This window comes from Mucilaginibacter sp. UR6-1 (genome assembly GCF_020880975.1).
Taxonomy (GTDB): Bacteria; Bacteroidota; Bacteroidia; order Sphingobacteriales; family Sphingobacteriaceae; genus Mucilaginibacter.
Map to the genome: position 1 here is coordinate 1041088 of NZ_JAJIWP010000003.1, position 15635 is coordinate 1056722.

Annotated in this window: 15 protein-coding genes; 7 read left to right on the forward strand and 8 right to left on the reverse strand. The window is 43.4% G+C overall.

What is annotated here, in order from left to right; all coding sequences use genetic code 11:
• The gene (locus LJ707_RS15055) at positions 1–1908 is read left to right on the forward strand and encodes a DUF3857 domain-containing protein (protein WP_228952424.1); all 1908 of its coding nucleotides are present in this window, start codon (positions 1–3) and stop codon (positions 1906–1908) included.
• A gap of 74 nt (positions 1909–1982) precedes the next feature.
• On the opposite strand, the gene bioB is transcribed toward LJ707_RS15055, so the two are convergent.
• The 6 genes from bioB to ribD all read right to left on the reverse strand — a co-directional run bounded on the left by bioB (position 1983) and on the right by ribD (position 7068).
• Positions 1983–3002, reverse strand: coding sequence for a biotin synthase BioB (gene bioB, locus LJ707_RS15060; RefSeq protein WP_228952427.1), 1020 nt, complete (start codon positions 3000–3002; stop codon positions 1983–1985).
• 24 nt (positions 3003–3026) lie between these two features.
• Complete coding sequence (gene mgtE / locus LJ707_RS15065; protein ID WP_228952429.1) at positions 3027–4376, reverse strand: magnesium transporter; 1350 nt, start codon at positions 4374–4376, stop codon at positions 3027–3029.
• A gap of 86 nt (positions 4377–4462) precedes the next feature.
• On the reverse strand, positions 4463–4741 hold the full coding sequence (locus LJ707_RS15070) for a hypothetical protein (RefSeq protein ID WP_228952431.1): 279 nt from the start codon (positions 4739–4741) through the stop codon (positions 4463–4465).
• Positions 4742–4833: 92 nt separating this feature from the next.
• Entirely contained in the window at positions 4834–5337 is a 504-nt protein-coding gene (locus LJ707_RS15075) for a DinB family protein (RefSeq protein WP_228952433.1), read from the reverse strand.
• Positions 5338–5387: 50 nt separating this feature from the next.
• On the reverse strand, positions 5388–6002 hold the full coding sequence (locus LJ707_RS15080) for a YigZ family protein (RefSeq protein ID WP_228952435.1): 615 nt from the start codon (positions 6000–6002) through the stop codon (positions 5388–5390).
• 10 nt (positions 6003–6012) lie between these two features.
• The gene (ribD, locus tag LJ707_RS15085) at positions 6013–7068 is read right to left on the reverse strand and encodes a bifunctional diaminohydroxyphosphoribosylaminopyrimidine deaminase/5-amino-6-(5-phosphoribosylamino)uracil reductase RibD (RefSeq protein ID WP_228952437.1); all 1056 of its coding nucleotides are present in this window, start codon (positions 7066–7068) and stop codon (positions 6013–6015) included.
• A gap of 33 nt (positions 7069–7101) precedes the next feature.
• On the opposite strand from ribD, the gene prmC reads away from it, so the two are divergent.
• The 6 genes from prmC (at position 7102) to LJ707_RS15115 (ending at position 12861) form a co-directional block, all read left to right on the forward strand.
• Entirely contained in the window at positions 7102–7965 is an 864-nt protein-coding gene (prmC, locus tag LJ707_RS15090) for a peptide chain release factor N(5)-glutamine methyltransferase (protein WP_228952438.1), read from the forward strand.
• A gap of 62 nt (positions 7966–8027) precedes the next feature.
• The gene (locus LJ707_RS15095) at positions 8028–9284 is read left to right on the forward strand and encodes a putative DNA modification/repair radical SAM protein (RefSeq protein WP_228952440.1); all 1257 of its coding nucleotides are present in this window, start codon (positions 8028–8030) and stop codon (positions 9282–9284) included.
• 2 nt (positions 9285–9286) lie between these two features.
• The gene (locus LJ707_RS15100) at positions 9287–10048 is read left to right on the forward strand and encodes a TIGR03915 family putative DNA repair protein (RefSeq protein WP_228952442.1); all 762 of its coding nucleotides are present in this window, start codon (positions 9287–9289) and stop codon (positions 10046–10048) included.
• Between the two features lie 88 nt (positions 10049–10136).
• Positions 10137–11024 (forward strand): hypothetical protein, encoded by an 888-nt coding sequence (locus LJ707_RS15105; protein WP_228952444.1) that lies wholly within the window; start codon positions 10137–10139, stop codon positions 11022–11024.
• A gap of 14 nt (positions 11025–11038) precedes the next feature.
• Positions 11039–11965, forward strand: coding sequence for a hypothetical protein (locus LJ707_RS15110; RefSeq protein WP_228952446.1), 927 nt, complete (start codon positions 11039–11041; stop codon positions 11963–11965).
• A gap of 23 nt (positions 11966–11988) precedes the next feature.
• Complete coding sequence (locus LJ707_RS15115; RefSeq protein ID WP_228952448.1) at positions 11989–12861, forward strand: hypothetical protein; 873 nt, start codon at positions 11989–11991, stop codon at positions 12859–12861.
• 346 nt (positions 12862–13207) lie between these two features.
• Here LJ707_RS15115 and LJ707_RS20430 read toward each other — a convergent pair whose 3' ends face one another.
• Both LJ707_RS20430 and dnaB read right to left on the reverse strand, forming a co-directional pair.
• Positions 13208–13318, reverse strand: a complete 111-nt coding sequence (locus LJ707_RS20430) for an LIM domain-containing protein (protein WP_370632407.1) — start codon at positions 13316–13318, stop codon at positions 13208–13210.
• 562 nt (positions 13319–13880) lie between these two features.
• A complete protein-coding gene (dnaB, locus tag LJ707_RS15125; protein WP_228952452.1) occupies positions 13881–15443 on the reverse strand; it encodes a replicative DNA helicase in 1563 nt (520 codons plus the stop codon).
• Between the last annotated feature and the right edge of the window lie 192 nt (positions 15444–15635).

The window sequence follows — 15635 nt, forward strand, 5'->3', positions numbered from 1 at the left end:
ATGAAGCATTTATATTTCCTGATCATACTGCTGGCGGCGGGCCTTGCAGCCAGGGCACAGCAAAATCTGGATGTATCATTAGTACCTAAGCAATTGCTGCCCTATGCCTCATCGGTTATACGGTATTGCGATGAATCGGTACAGGTTGATGACCCGGGTTCGCAAACCTACCGTATAAAAAAGGCGATAACCATTTTTAACAGCAGTGGTGATAGCGATGCCGAGATATTGGTATGGCATGATAAAAGTACATCCATACGATCAATAAAAGGGTTGGTGTATGATGGCAGCGGTAAGTTGCTCTCAAAATTCAGCGAAAGTAACTTTGAGGATGCTTATGCGGGCAACAATTTTTCGTTGTTTGAGGATACCCGGGTGATGCACTTCAGGCCCGCTGTGGTTGATTACCCTTATACCATAGCGTATGAGTATGAAACGCGCGAAAAGCAAACCTTGTATTTTAGCAGATGGTTGCCCGCCAATAATACCAATATGGCGGTTGAGCATAGCACATTCACGTTTATTTGCAAGCCCGGTTTTAATATACGCTATAAGGAGGTAAACTTACCGGTAAAGGTGCAAACAGGTACCAATAAAGCCGGTATGAATACCTTTACCTGGCAGGTAAGTAACTTAAAAGCCACACGCGAAGAACCTTACAGCGCTGACCCTGAAACATTTTTAGCCATGGTTAAAATTGCGCCGGTTAATTTTAAATATGGCGCGCTTAACGGCAGCTTTAACAACTGGAATGAGTTAGGAAAGTGGATGTATACCCGCCTGCTTGCCGGCCGGCAGGTGCTTGCCCCGGCTACCGTAGCCGATGTTAAGGAACTGGTAAAAGATATTCCTGATGAAAAAGCCCGTGCTAAAAAGATATATGAATACATGCAGCAGCGTACACGGTACATCAGTATACAGATAGGGATTGGCGGTTTTCAGCCTTTTCCGGCAACGGATGTTGACAGGCTTAACTATGGCGATTGCAAGGCACTGGTTAACTATACCCAGGCTTTATTGGCTGCGGCTAACATACCCTCATACTATTGCGTAGTTGAAGCAGGCAGCCGCAAGGTGAATTTTGACCCGGTGTTTGCAAGTATGAATGATGGTAACCATGTGATATTATGCCTGCCTTTTAAAAACGATACTACCTGGCTGGAGTGTACCAGCCAGAAAATGCCATTTGGTTACCTTGGCGACTTTACTGACGACCGCACCGTGCTGGCCTGTACTCCTGAGGGCGGTATGATATTACACACGCCGAAGTATATTGCCGAAAAGAATTTGCAGGTACGTAAAGCCGAGCTTACACTTGATTCGGCAGGAGAGGTTGCAGGCAGTATGAAAACTGTTTATAAGGGTACGCAATACGAAAATCAGGAAGAACTGACCTATGAGGCTCCTGCCGATCAGTTGAAGCAGATTAAAAAGACCTATCATATTAATAACCTTGAAATAGGCAGGCTAAAGTTTGATAAGATCAAGAATATTTATCCGGAGCTAAATGAGGAGTTACAGTTTAGCGCCCGCAATTATGCTTCAATAGCGGGTAGCAAGCTGCATTTTACACCTAATTTGGCTAACCGTAGCCGTGGCATTCGCGAAGTGCGTAACCGTTTAACCGATGTTTGCATACAGCGAGGTTATACCGATGAGGATGAGATAATTTACACCCTGCCTGCAAATAATTACAGGCACGAAAAAAAGCCGATCGCTATTAGTATTGATAAGCCTTTTGGCAAGTATACAGCCTCGCTTACTTTACAAGGCAATAAGCTGATCTACAAGCGCAACATGAAACTCATAGACGGCACTTACCCTAAAGAAACCTATGCCGAAATGGTGAAGTTTTTTGAGGATATAGTGGATGCTGATAATTATAGTGCCATATTGGTTAAGGAATGATTTTTAACCGAAACGCTGTAAAACAATAAAGGTGCTTAAATTTTAAGCACCTTTATTGTTAGGTATGTAAAGTATTAACCTATCACTTCGTTAATACTCATCTCTCTTATTTCTTTCACCTCGTTAGGGCGACCATTTTTGAATGCTTTGCGTGGTGTAAGGCCGAGCAATTCAAACATAGCCATATCATCAGCAAAGGCAGGGTTTGGCGTGGTCAGCAGTTTTTCTCCTGCAAATAATGAGTTAGCACCTGCCATAAAGCAGAAGGCTTGTTCAAGCGTGCTCATTTCGGTACGGCCTGCTGAAAGGCGTACAACGGTGCGTGGCATAATAATACGCGCGGTAGCTATCATGCGCACCATATCCCAAATGGCAACGCGTGGCTGATCTGCCAGCGGGGTGCCTTTAACAGGCACCAGCGCATTAATGGGGACCGATTCCGGATGCTTAGGCAGGTTTGATAGGGTCTTCAGCATCGATATACGATCCTCAACCGTTTCGCCCAAGCCGATGATGCCGCCGCTGCAAACCGTAATTTTAGCCTTGCGCACGTGTTCCAATGTTTTCAGGCGGTCGTCATAAGTACGGGTGGTAATAATACGCTTGTAATCATCCTCTGAGGTATCCAGGTTGTGATTGTAGGCATACAGACCGGCATCGGCCAAACGCTGTGCCTGGCTTTCGTTAAGCATACCCAGGGTACAGCAAACTTCCATATCCAGCTCGTTCACGGCTTTCACCATATCAATCACTTTATCAAAGTCGCGGTTATCACGCACTTCGCGCCAGGCTGCACCCATGCAAAGGCGGGATGCACCACCGGCTTTAGCCCTTTCGGCGGCGGCAACCACTTCATGCTTAGGCATCATGGCGTGCACTTCAACACCGGTGTTGTAGCGCGCGGCCTGCGGGCAATACGCGCAATCCTCGGTGCAACCACCTGTTTTAATTGATATTAGTGAACTTATTTGTACTTCGGAGTAGTCCTTGTTCTCGCGGTGAATAGTGGCCGCGCGGTAAACCAGGTCAAGCAATGGCGAGTGGTAAATCTCGGCAATTTCTTCCTGTGTCCAGTTATTTCTTACCTCTGTCATCTCTTCAATTTTGATGGTTCAAATTTATAATAAAAGCTTTGAAGCTACCCATAAAGGCAGCAAAAAACCAAAACAATCTGTAAATGTGGTTATTATGATGGATGATGCCACTGCCGGATCAATGCCGACACGTTTAAGTATCAATGGTATGGATGCCCCGGTAATACCTGCAATGAGCAAATTGCACGTCATTGCTATAAAAAGCACCAGCCCGAGCATTGGGTTGGCATCATAAAATAAGGCCACAAGCAGCACGATAAGGCCGTTGGATGCACCGTTGATCATACCCACCAATAACTCTTTTAAAACGGTTCGGTAAGCCTGGTTGTCGGTCAAATCACTTAACGAGATACGCCTTACCGTAACAGCCAGTGCCTGCGTGGCCGCGTTGCCGCCCATACCGGCAATAATGGTCATGTATGCAGACATGATGGGCAGCGCCTTAACCGTATCATCAAAACTCCTGATAATGGATGCCGCAAGGAAAGCGGTACCCAGGTTAATTACCAGCCAGGGCAGGCGACTTTTTACCGCATCCTGCCAGCTACCGCTTAGTTCCTCATCTTCTGATACACCGGAGATCTTCAATATATCCTCAGTGTTCTCTTCCTGCATTACATCTATAATATCATCAACCGTAATACGGCCAAGCAGCTTCATGTGCTCATCAACCACGGGGATGCTGTTTATATTGTATTGCTGTATAAGGCGGGCCACTTCTTCCTGGTCAACGTTGGCTTGTACGTGCACAAACTCGGTTACTACCAGTTCGCTCACCATTACATCATGGCGTGCTTTAATAATATTTTTGAGTGATACGATGCCCTGTAGTATATCATTATCGTCCACCGCGAAAACAGTGTAAAATTCTTCCTGTTCTTCTGATTGTTTGATAATGGCATCCAGCGCCTCCATTTTGTTCATGCCGATGTTTACCGTAGTGATCTCAGTGGTCATCAGGCCACCGGCAGTATCATCGGCATAACTTAGCAGGGTGCGTATATTGCTGGCATCCTCGTGGTCAAGGTCGCTCAATATTTCCTGCTGTTCATCCTCGTCAAGCTGGGCAATAATGTCAGTAGCTACGTCATCATCCAGTTCCTCAACAATCTCGGTGCGTTTCTCCGGGTCAAGGTTAATTAATATATCTTCCGGGTGATGCTCCTCATCCATCTCGGCAATTACATCCGAGGCAAAGTCGGCCGGGAGTACAGAGATGATCTTTTCCCTGGCTTCCTGCGGGAGTTTCTCAAACAATATGGCAATCTCCGAGGCATGGTACTCATTCAGAATTTTCTCTAAATCAGCATCATTGCCCTCAAGCGCGAGCTTAATGCGCTGCAGGTCGGTTTTATCAAGTTCAAAGGATTGCATACCTGCCTAATGTAACTAAAAATGTAGCTTAATAAAAATAAAAAAGGGCGGTTATTCACCGCCCTTTGATCATCAATGCTTTATTGTTAAGCCACTTTTTTGAGTTTGTATGAGGTGTTTTCGTGATTGATCACCAATTCATCCAAACCAACGGATTCAACCATAATGCGGCGCTCGCCGGATCGGTCGTAATTATGTACAACCAGGCACAGGCCATCATCGGTACGCATAACACGAAACGGTGATACAATAGTGCCGGATACTTTGGCATCCTTAAAATAGCTGATCTTTAAAAGGTGGCGTACAAAGTCAAATTCAAATCTTTTCTCGTTTTCAAGATAGATTCCCAAAGGCAGGCTGTTCATGTTTAAATAGGTAAATTACAACTGATAAACAGGTTGCGCCGGGTGAATGTTTTATTCCGTAAAACTATTTTTAAAGCCTGATGCGCGCTTGATTAACCAAATGTCCGGTCGTCTGCTGATGGGCCGTAGATAGATGGTACCGGTATATCATTCAACCGCATGTAAACCGTTAATTGCCCGCGGTGGTGCACCATGTGGTTTATGCTCGATTCAATGCTGTCCTTTTGTGCTTCGGTATGTAAAACTGTACCATTATTTTTTAGCGAGAATGTACCGTCCAGGTCGCCATCCTTAACACCGGCCAGCATGTCAACAGCTTTTTGCTGGTTCTCCTTAAAATGGTTAACCAGTTCATCAGTAGTTTTGGGTTCAAAGTGCGTGTAAGTTGCAAAGTCAATATCATTGCCTTGTGCAATGTGATAGATCCACAGCGGAATTTCGGCAACCAGCAAGGCCAGGTAGCCCAATGCCATTGATTTTTCGTGCGGCTTATAACCAAATAATGATTCGGGGATGCGTTCCAGGCATTTCAATGATGCGGTGTATTCGGCCTCTAATTCATGAATACGGGCCTTTGCAAAATCAACGTCGTTCATGGTGATGGTTTTAAATGAACTACGTTTTTGACAGCCGGATTGTTTGCTGTTTAGCTTTGATACAGGAACTTAACTTTTACGCCTTCAACCGTGTTTAAACGGCCTAATACCTTATTAACCTGCTGCTGCCTGATGGATAGGATGATGCTACATTGGTTATCAAACGCTTGCTCAATAACCTCTGTATCCTCATCTTTAACTATCCGCATCACATCGTTCATCTGCAAATAATCAAAGCCGATGTTGTAAACATCATTAACGGTTTTTTGTACGATGGTTGCCAGTTTTACGGCTTCCTCGGTAGCGGTTTTGTAGGCGTTGATAAGCCCCGGTACACCCAGCAGCGTGCCGCCAAAGTAGCGTACCACAACTACAAAAACGTTGGTAATGTTATACGATAGTAAAGTGTTTAGTATAGGCCTGCCCGCGGTGCCTGATGGTTCGCCGTCGTCGTTCAAGCGAAAAATGGAACGGTCGGGCGTTAGGCGCAATGCCCAGCAATGGTGGCGGGCTTTAGGGTGCTCATGCTTTACCTGCGCCAGCAGCGCCTTAACCTCATTTTCGGATTTTATAGGGAATATATAACCAATGAATTTGCTGCCGCGATCGCTGAATATGCCCTCAGCAGGTTTTTCAATAGTTTGGTAGGTGTCGTCAAAAAGCATCAAAATAAAATTAAAAAGCGGTAGTATTTACTAAAACCCTTAACCGGTCGGCACCCACGGCTTCTTCCGAATGAAATGTACCGCTAATAGTAGGGGCCTTAATGCCACTTATCAGGCTGTTGCTACCGGTAAATATTCGGGCCTCATCCCACAGGCCGGCCTCAATAAAGATATTTAAAGTATGCACGCCGCCCTCTATAATAACCGACTGCACATCCTGCATATAAAGCTGAAACATAATGTATTGTGGTACAAAGCGGTCAAAGTCCTCCAAAGCGATGTATTTGATGTTGCCGTCAATATCCGTCTTAACCTCGTTAAAAATCATGGTTTCGACAGATTGATCGAACACATGCAACGAATGGTCAAGCGCTAAACGGCGGTCAATAATTACCCGCTTCGGCGATTTACCCTGCCAGTAACGTACGTTTAATTGGGGGTTATCAATGGCAACGGTGTTCTTTCCGGCAAGTATGGCATCTTCCTCGTTGCGCCATTTGTGTACCAGTTTGCGGGCTTCGGTGCCGGTTATCCAGTACTGGCATTTATCGGCAGGGGCAAAAAAGCCCTCGTGGGTTTGTGCCCACTTTAAAATAATATAAGGGCGATGTTTTTGTACCCTCGTAAAAAACCGGCGGTTAAGCCATTGGCATTCCTGCTCTAACACGCCCGTTTCAACCTCAATACCCGCGGCCATCAGTTTTTCGATGCCTTTGCCATCCACCTGCGCAAACGGATCGCGGCAGCCAACCACTACTTTGGGTATGTGGTGTTTAATGATCAGATCGGCACAGGGTGGTGTTTTACCATGATGGGCGCACGGTTCAAGCGATACGTAGATGGTTGATTGAGCCAAAAGCTCCGCATGGTTAGGGTATTTAGCGATAACGCTGTTTATGGCGTTTACTTCGGCATGTGGCCCGCCATAGCGCTGGTGCCAGCCCTCGCCTATAATACTGTCATTATGTACTATTACCGCGCCAACCATAGGGTTGGGGCTTACCGCCCCGGCACCTAAGGCTGCCAGTTGCAGGCAGCGCTGCATATATTTTTGATGCCCAAGCATGGTGCAAAAGTAGCTTTTATGTTACTTTGTTGCATGGAAACTGTAAAGGATGTGTTCAATAAATTCAGGCAAAGGCTCGCAGCGGTGTATGATGCGCAAGAAACTGAGGCGCTTACCCTGGCCGCCATTGCCGAAATAACACAACTGGGCAGGGCGGGTATCAAGGCTTTCCCCGAGCGTGAGTTGAGTAATGAGCAATCAGCCAGGCTTGATGATATTGCCACCCAACTGCAAAGCGGCAAACCTTTACAGTATGTTTTAGGCAAAGCCGAATTTTATGGGTTAACGTTTAATGTAAACCCTTCGGTGCTTATTCCCAGGCCCGAAACAGAGGAACTGGTGGAGTGGGTCATAGGGTCATTGGGCATTGGTCAATGGTCATTGGTGCAGGGCGCAAATATTTTGGATATAGGTACCGGGAGTGGTTGTATCGCGATCAGCCTGAAAAAAAATCTGGCAGCCGCTGATGTATCAGCTATGGATATTTCCGCTGATGCCTTGCAAACAGCGCAAGGTAATGCCGTGCTGAACAGGGTAGAGGTGAATTTTATGGAGAGGGATATACTTTCAGCAAAGCCGGATGCGGCAAAGTATGATGTCATTGTTTCCAACCCGCCATACGTTACTTCGCATGATAAGCGGCAGATGCACACCAACGTAACCGATTTTGAACCGCACACCGCACTTTTTGTACCCGATGAAGAGCCGTTGTTATTTTACAAAGTCATAGCTGACTATGCATTGCAAGCCTTAAAAAATCCGGGTATGCTATTCTTTGAGATCAACGAAAGTTACGGTACCGAAACGGTCGCTATGTTGGCAGCTAAGGGTTTTACAGATATAGAATTGCGAAAGGATATGAGCGGCCGGGACAGGATGATTAAGGCTATAAAATAATATTCCTGTCAGCTCTTAATAAAATTATTAATTGCTAAAAATATTAGTAATTTTGTTTTGGGATGAATTTAGAGCGGATAACAGAAAAGCTTAATATACTGGCTGATGCAGCTAAGTATGATGTATCGTGCGCATCGAGCGGTAGTAAGCGAAAAAACGAGAACAAGGGTTTGGGTAACGCCAGTAATGGCATTTGCCACTCTTATACCGAAGATGGGCGATGTGTGTCGTTGCTGAAAATACTGCTTACCAACCACTGTATTTTTGATTGCGCTTATTGTGTATCGCGCAAGAGTAATGATATTAAGCGCGCCGCTTTTACCGTGCAGGAGGTGGTTGACCTGACCATTAATTTTTACCGCCGCAATTACATTGAGGGTTTATTTTTAAGCTCAGGTATTTTTAAGGATGCCGATACTACGATGGAGCGTTTGGTACAAGTGGCCAAAAAGCTGCGTACCGAGCATAAATTTAATGGTTATATCCACCTCAAATCTATCCCCGGGGCAAGTGATGAATTAATGCGCGAGGCAGGCCTGTATGCCGACAGGTTGAGCGTAAACCTGGAAATGCCTACAGAGGCAGGGCTGAAACTTTTAGCGCCGGATAAAGACCGTAAAGACATGATACAGCCGATGGGTTTTTTGCGTAACGAGATCATTCAGCGTAAAGAAGAGAAAAAGCTGTTTAAAAAAGCGCCTATATTTGCCCCGGCAGGGCAAAGCACGCAGGTTATCATTGGAGCTACCGATGAGGACGACCGCGCCATACTCTATTCAGCAAACCATTTTTATAAGAACTTTAATTTAAAACGGGTGTATTATTCAGGTTATGTACCCGTACTGGCTGATACTCGTTTACCGGCCCTAAATACCGCCGTGCCCATGGTGCGCGAAAACCGGCTTTACCAGGCCGATTGGCTGATGCGTTTTTATGGTTTCAGGGTGAACGAGATCGTAAATAATGATCAGCCGCACCTTGATTTGGATATCGACCCTAAATTAAGCTGGGCCTTACGCAACATGCAGGTGTTCCCGGTGGATATTAATAAGGCTGATCTGCAGGTTATTCTGCGTATCCCCGGCATCGGCTTGCTATCGGCACAAAAAATTGTAAGTGCCCGTAAGTTCAGTAAACTAAATTGGGATCATATTAAAAAGCTTGGCGTTGCCGTAAACCGCGCCCGTTATTTTATTACCTGTAACAGCAATGCTTACGAGCGCCGCGACCTTACCGGCACACGCATTAAACAATTCATCCTGGCCGAATCACAGAGCAAATACCTCAAAAATAAACCCGATCAGCTAAGCCTTTTTTAAATATGACAACCACGCTGATTTACGATAGTACGTTTGAAGGCTTGCTGACCGCCGTGTTTGAGGTTTACGAACATCGCCTGGAATATGTTAAGCTGGTAAAAGGCGAATGGCGCAGCACTGCACTTTTTGATAACGTGATGCAGATAGTTACCGATGAACACCGTTATGGCCGGGTATTAAAAGGCTTGCAAAAAAAGCTATCTCCTAATGGTATGCAGCGCCTGTATGTTGCCCACCTGGCAGCTATTGATGATGCCGATGCCGCGGTTTTAGGGTATATACGCTATGTGTTTGATGCGCCGCAAAATATTGAGGAAGATTATGGCAACCGGCATGTAATGCGTGTATCAGAAATTGTGAAAATGATGCGCCGCGAAAAACATAGGATGGAAGCCTTTGTGCGTTTTCAAAGATTACAGGATGGTTTGTTCTATTCCGTTATCGAGCCTGATTTTAATGTGTTGCCCATGCTGATCCGCCATTTTAAAAACCGTTATGCCGATCAGAAATGGATGATCTATGACCTGAAAAGAAAATACGGTATTTATTATGATCTGCACCAGGTTGAATACATGGAGATGGATTTTAGCGATGGGCAGGGGGCAGGCAACGTTATCAATTCATTTACTGATGATGAGGATGGCTACCAGCATTTGTGGAAAAACTATTTTAAAAGCGTAAACATAGCATCCCGCAAAAACACCAAACTGCACATCAGGCATATACCAAAACGCTATTGGAAGCATTTAACCGAAAAGATCTGACCTGAAACAATCTGCGTACAGTTTTGTATGATAAATATCTTGCAATCAAAAAAATAGCTAACTTCGTAAAAGTTAATACTTAAGCCTGATGAAACATTATTTGCTGCTGTGTGCGGCCATTGTACTGCTTTTTCCTTCATGCAGTAAAGAAAAACGCGTTTCTCCTGATAGTGGAGAAAAAAAATATCCCGTAAAATTTGACGTGTCCGGGTTTACCCAAATCTACGAGCCACAGGGTGGTGCAACCGGAAAGGTTAGAACCGCGGATGTAGATTCATTGCCTGTAACTAATTTGTCTTTTGTTGTATTTAAAGATAATGATATAGTCTCTATAAAAGGTTCAAAAAAAGGCGATGCTGGTTTTGGAACATTTTCTGAAAATTTAGCGGCCGGAAATTATATCATCGCTTTTAGCGGTGGCGCTCCAGGTAATGTATCTACAGAGGAATTGTTATTAGACCCGGAGGTAGAACAATTTGTGCGAAGAAGAACCCCACTATTAAATGGCAGTGATTTATTTTATAAAAAATACGCTCTTACAGTAAAGGATACAACGATAACACAAAACGTATTGTTAAACCGAATAACATCACAACTTGTAATTAATATAAATGACGCAATTCCGGCAGGGGTAACATCAATTACTGTAGCATTAAAAGATAGTATTGATTTTATAATGCTGCAAAGTAAATACCTTCGTTTTGATGACCGGTATGTAAGTAATACTATTGCTGCGACTGATGCCGGAAAAACTAATTACCGCTTATTTGTAAGCAGTTCACATAACATAACTCCCTTTTCAATAACAATCTCATATGTACAAAATGGTGAGACTTTTTCAAAAATAATACCTAATGTTATTTGTAAAACCAATATGCGCACCATTTTATCAGGTAATTTATTCAGTTCAAATAGTAATGAATTTAAAATGAAAATTGGCTCGGAGTGGTTTGATCCAATATATATTGATTTTTAACGCCCCACCTTATCATGAAAAAGAATATTTTAACTTTAGTTATATTTATTACAGTATCGGCATTATCGTGCAAAAAGGATAATACAACTGATGATGTCACGCGACAGGATGTACACAACGTAACATTTAATATAACTGGCTTTGACCAATCTATTGAACCTGCCAAAAATTCTCTCAGTAAAAAGAAGATTCAAGCCGCTGACCCTTCATTAGGTAACTTAGATTTAAGATGTCTTTATTATAGGTCTGATGGCACCTTTGTAACGAGTGATGAAATGTCTAAATATGATGATGATTACGGAACTTTCAAAGCCAAACTTGCACCCGGCAATTACACTATACTTTTTTACGCTTACAGTAGAGGATTCAGTGATGATTATGTATATCCCGGCGCATTAAGGTGGAATAATTTAGGTTATGAAGCTGTAAATGATACTTTACCTGACATTTTTGGTAAAAGAATAAACCTGACGGTTTCTTCTTCTTCAGGGGATATTTCTCAAGATATAATATTGCATAGATATTTTGGTAACCTGGCAGTGCAAATAACCGATGCTCTGCCTTCAAACATAACAAGCATCGAAGCTCGTGTACGGGATTGTGTGAGCATGTATATGTTTAGCGGTTTGAATAACTCAAAAGCGATAGGTAAAATAACGGCTTCAACTCAAAATCTTGCTGGTAAAGCCGGAGTAACAAATTACGTATATAATACACCCATAAGAGTATTTGGAACAGGCGGGCCTCTTGAGGTTGTCTTAACAGCTTATGGATCAACTGGTATACTATCTCAAAAAGTACTACCAAACGTTAATTTTTATACAAATACCAAAACCATATTACGCGGTAAATTATTTGAAAGCAACCAAACCGGTAACAACGCCGGTTTTAGCGCCAGCTTTGAAACGTTTTTACCGGATAGCATTACAGCCGAGTTTTAAATGAACATTTTATCTTATAATCTATGAAACGCTTTTTACTCATTTGCTCTGCATTAAGCATGTTGGTTTTCTCCTGTAAAAAGGATAAAACAGCCAGTCCTGCACCCTCTGATAACAAAACGTACCCAATAACCTTCAATGTGTCGGGTTTTGGGCAAACCTACGCACCAATGGGCTTAAAGGGTAATGCGGGCAAAAAGGTAAATGCAACGGATACCATACCTGTTGAAAGTCTTACATTTTCTTTATATACAGATTCGTTGGATACATTGATCGCTCAAAAAACATTAAAAAAATCAGACAGCGGTTTTGGTGTATTTAAAGAGAATGTACCGCCGGGTAATTATTCAGTAATATTTATGGGTCGGTCGCCTGTAGCATATGATCAAACCGGAGTAAGTTATCCATACGACAACAGAGAAGTATTTTACAAACGTATAAATGTAACGGTTGCTTCGGCCCCGGTATCGCAAAGTGTTGAATTAGAGCGTGTGTCTGGTCAGTTGGTGCTTAATATTAATGATGCTATTCCGGCAAATACGCAAAAAATAACTATAGATTTCAGAACATTAGCCGGTATTTTCCAAGCCGGTGAGTATCTTAATAAAACAGAAACCATATTGTTAACCGCTGCTGATGCCGGTAAAACCAATTATCGACGCACGATCAACCTTTTAGCTGATAGTGTGCCTTTTACGGTAACAGTTAAGTATTATAAAGCCAATTTAACAACGCCTACCGGCACAGCGGTTATAAATGATGTAGTTTGTAAACCTAATGTGCGTACCATATTGTCGGGTAATTTATTTACAAATGATCCGCCGGACGGAGGTGCTGAGAACTTTACCATTACAATTGACCCAAGCTGGAATACCCCTGTTACAACTGAATTTTAAAAAAGCTATCATGAAAAGCAAAGTATTGATATTTATTTTGATAGGGATTGCCGCGCTATCATGCAAAAAGGATAAAACAAGTAATCAGCCTGTTGATGATGGAAAATTGTACCCGGTGAATTTCACTGTGAATGGTTTTATCCAGCAACATGAACCTATTACTAACTCCAGCGGAAAGAAATTAACGGCTGATACGCCATTGAAGGCATTGGCTCAGCGCATTTATTATCGTGTATATAAACCTGATGGTACGCTGGTTAAATCACGCAGAAATACTAACTACACGCTTGCTGATTTTAACAAATTTAAAGATAGCCTTACGGTAGGCAATTATATCGCAGTTTTTTTAGCTTATGATAAAAGCCATGGTGGATATAGTGTTGGAGGCAACGGGCCTGATGATCTTTTTACATTTACTGCAAGGGAAACAACCCCGATGGAAGCGCTTATCTTTTATAAAAAGATAAGTTTTACAGTTACATCATCAGGCAGTAATTCATCAACAATTGCGTTAGAGCGTGTTAACGCGGGTTTACAGTTAAAAATTACCGATGCTGTACCTGCTGGTGTTACATATATTGCAGCTTCATATCAGGATTATAATGGCTTTCAGGTATTTAATAATAAACCAATACCTAATTGGGATCCTAATGACGAGCACTTTTGGGGATCAATTGATCATGGCATGTCTACCGCCGCAACACCCGGGCAAACCAATACCACATCCGCGGTATGGCCTTATATTTTAAATACAGTTACGCCTATTACAGTTACTATCAGGGCAAACGGTTTTCAAAAAACGGTATACAATGTAATGTTCTATCGTAATACAACCACTATACTTACCGGTAAGTTATTTACTAACGAACCGTCAGGTGCAGGTAATGCAGGATTTCAAACCACTTTTAAAACGGCGTTTGATACTGACAGCATAATTAAAAACTTTTAAACTCAAAGATCAATAAACAACAAAAGCGATAGGCAACTATCGCTTTTGTTGTTTATAATAATTTTTCAGCTTAAAATGGTGCTTCGTCGTCCATGTCATCCATACGGGATGGACGTATGATGAAGTTGCTTGGGTTAGGGTTATCAAAACCCGGTGATGGGGTCAAGCCTGCAAAGGCGTTATTGGCAGGCATGCCAAAATCGCTGCCTTGCTCAAGATCTTCAAACTTAACGTATTTACCCACAAAACGCAGGCGTACACGGCCGGTTTCACCATTACGGTGTTTGGCTATAATTACTTCACCAACGCCCTGTGTTGGGTTATTGTCCTCATCTACATCAAGACCATAGTATTCCGGGCGATAAAGAAACAATACCATATCCGCGTCCTGCTCAATTGAACCAGACTCACGTAAGTCAGACAGCATTGGCCTTTTTGAACCACCCGGCCGGCTCTCAACCGCACGGCTCAACTGCGATAATGCGATAACAGGCACGTTCAACTCCTTAGCTACTGATTTAAGCGCACGGGATATACTACCGATCTCCTGCTCACGGTTACCGCCCTTGCCATCATTTTTACCGTGCATCAGTTGCAGGTAGTCAATAATAATAAGCTGTATATCATGCTGGGCTTTTAAACGGCGGCATTTGGCTCTAAATTCAAATATATTAAGGGCTGGGGTATCGTCAATAATAAGGGTGGCTTGCTCCAGTTTACGTACCTTGCTGTGTATCTGTTCCCACTCCCATGGTTCCAGGTTGCCTTTACGTATCTTTTCCTGTTCAATTTGTGCCTCGCCGGATATTAAACGGTTAACCAACTGAACAGACGACATCTCCAGCGAGAAAACAGCTACGGGCTTATCAAAATCAACGGCGGCATTACGGGCGCAGCTTAATACAAAGGCCGTTTTACCCATCGCCGGACGAGCCGCGATAATAACCAGATCCGATTTTTGCCAGCCCGAGGTCATACGGTCAAGCTCGGTAAAGCCCGATGCAACACCGGTAAGCCCATCGGTTTTATCTTTCAGGGCCTCAATATCGCGCAGGGCCTCGTGCATCAGGTCGTCCATTTTGCGCGAGTCGCGGCGCAGGTTGTTCTGGGCAATATCAAACAGGTTTTTCTCGGCCTTATCTAACAGGTCCAGTACGTCGGTGGTATCTTCATAAGCGCTGTTGATCACATCTGTTGATATACGGATCAGCTCGCGCTGAATGAATTTTTGGATGATGATACGCGCGTGGTATTCAATATTGGCCGCGGATGCCACACGATTGGTAAGCTCGGTAATGTAATAGGCGCCGCCTATCATTTCAAGTTCTCCTTGCGAACGCAGGTGCGCCGTTACGGTCAGGATATCCACCGGTGATGTTTTTTCAAACAAAATGCGGATGGCCTGAAATATTTTCTGGTGACTGTCTTTGTAAAAAACCTCCGGTTTCAATATATCGATCACTGATGACAACGCATCCTTTTCGAGCATCAGCGCGCCTAAAACCGCCTCTTCAAGATCAATGGCTTGAGGTGGTAGTTTACCCAGTCCGCTGTAAGTATTTCCGGCAGTGAACCTGCTGCGGCGTTCGTTGGTATTAGGCTTATTATACTGATTGTCGTTATCGGGGATCATAGCCTACAAAAATATACAAAAACTTATCGCATTAGCTAACATTATGCTGGAAATTGCAAAACCATACGTTGAAAAAAAATGGTTTAGCAAGGTATTATAACTAACACGCTATGTTAATAACGTGTTAGTTGTTGGTTTATGTTATTGTATATCAATAGTGTTGATAACTATTTGGCATTGTTAATTTAGATG

Bases quoted from the DNA above. Each gene is read 5' to 3' on its own strand.
- prmC (WP_228952438.1), top strand. From the start codon at position 7,102: ATGGAAACTGTAAAGGATGTGTTCAATAAATTCAGGCAAAGGCTCGCA.
- LJ707_RS15100 (WP_228952442.1), top strand. From the start codon at position 9,287: ATGACAACCACGCTGATTTACGATAGTACGTTTGAAGGCTTGCTGACC.
- LJ707_RS15055 (WP_228952424.1), top strand. From the start codon at position 1: ATGAAGCATTTATATTTCCTGATCATACTGCTGGCGGCGGGCCTTGCA.
- LJ707_RS15095 (WP_228952440.1), top strand. From the start codon at position 8,028: ATGAATTTAGAGCGGATAACAGAAAAGCTTAATATACTGGCTGATGCA.
- LJ707_RS15115 (WP_228952448.1), top strand. From the start codon at position 11,989: ATGAAACGCTTTTTACTCATTTGCTCTGCATTAAGCATGTTGGTTTTC.
- LJ707_RS15070 (WP_228952431.1), bottom strand. From the start codon at position 4,741: ATGAACAGCCTGCCTTTGGGAATCTATCTTGAAAACGAGAAAAGATTT.
- LJ707_RS15080 (WP_228952435.1), bottom strand. From the start codon at position 6,002: ATGCTTTTTGACGACACCTACCAAACTATTGAAAAACCTGCTGAGGGC.
- dnaB (WP_228952452.1), bottom strand. From the start codon at position 15,443: ATGATCCCCGATAACGACAATCAGTATAATAAGCCTAATACCAACGAA.
- mgtE (WP_228952429.1), bottom strand. From the start codon at position 4,376: ATGCAATCCTTTGAACTTGATAAAACCGACCTGCAGCGCATTAAGCTC.
- bioB (WP_228952427.1), bottom strand. From the start codon at position 3,002: ATGACAGAGGTAAGAAATAACTGGACACAGGAAGAAATTGCCGAGATT.
- LJ707_RS15105 (WP_228952444.1), top strand. From the start codon at position 10,137: ATGAAACATTATTTGCTGCTGTGTGCGGCCATTGTACTGCTTTTTCCT.
- LJ707_RS15075 (WP_228952433.1), bottom strand. From the start codon at position 5,337: ATGAACGACGTTGATTTTGCAAAGGCCCGTATTCATGAATTAGAGGCC.
- ribD (WP_228952437.1), bottom strand. From the start codon at position 7,068: ATGCTTGGGCATCAAAAATATATGCAGCGCTGCCTGCAACTGGCAGCC.
- LJ707_RS15110 (WP_228952446.1), top strand. From the start codon at position 11,039: ATGAAAAAGAATATTTTAACTTTAGTTATATTTATTACAGTATCGGCA.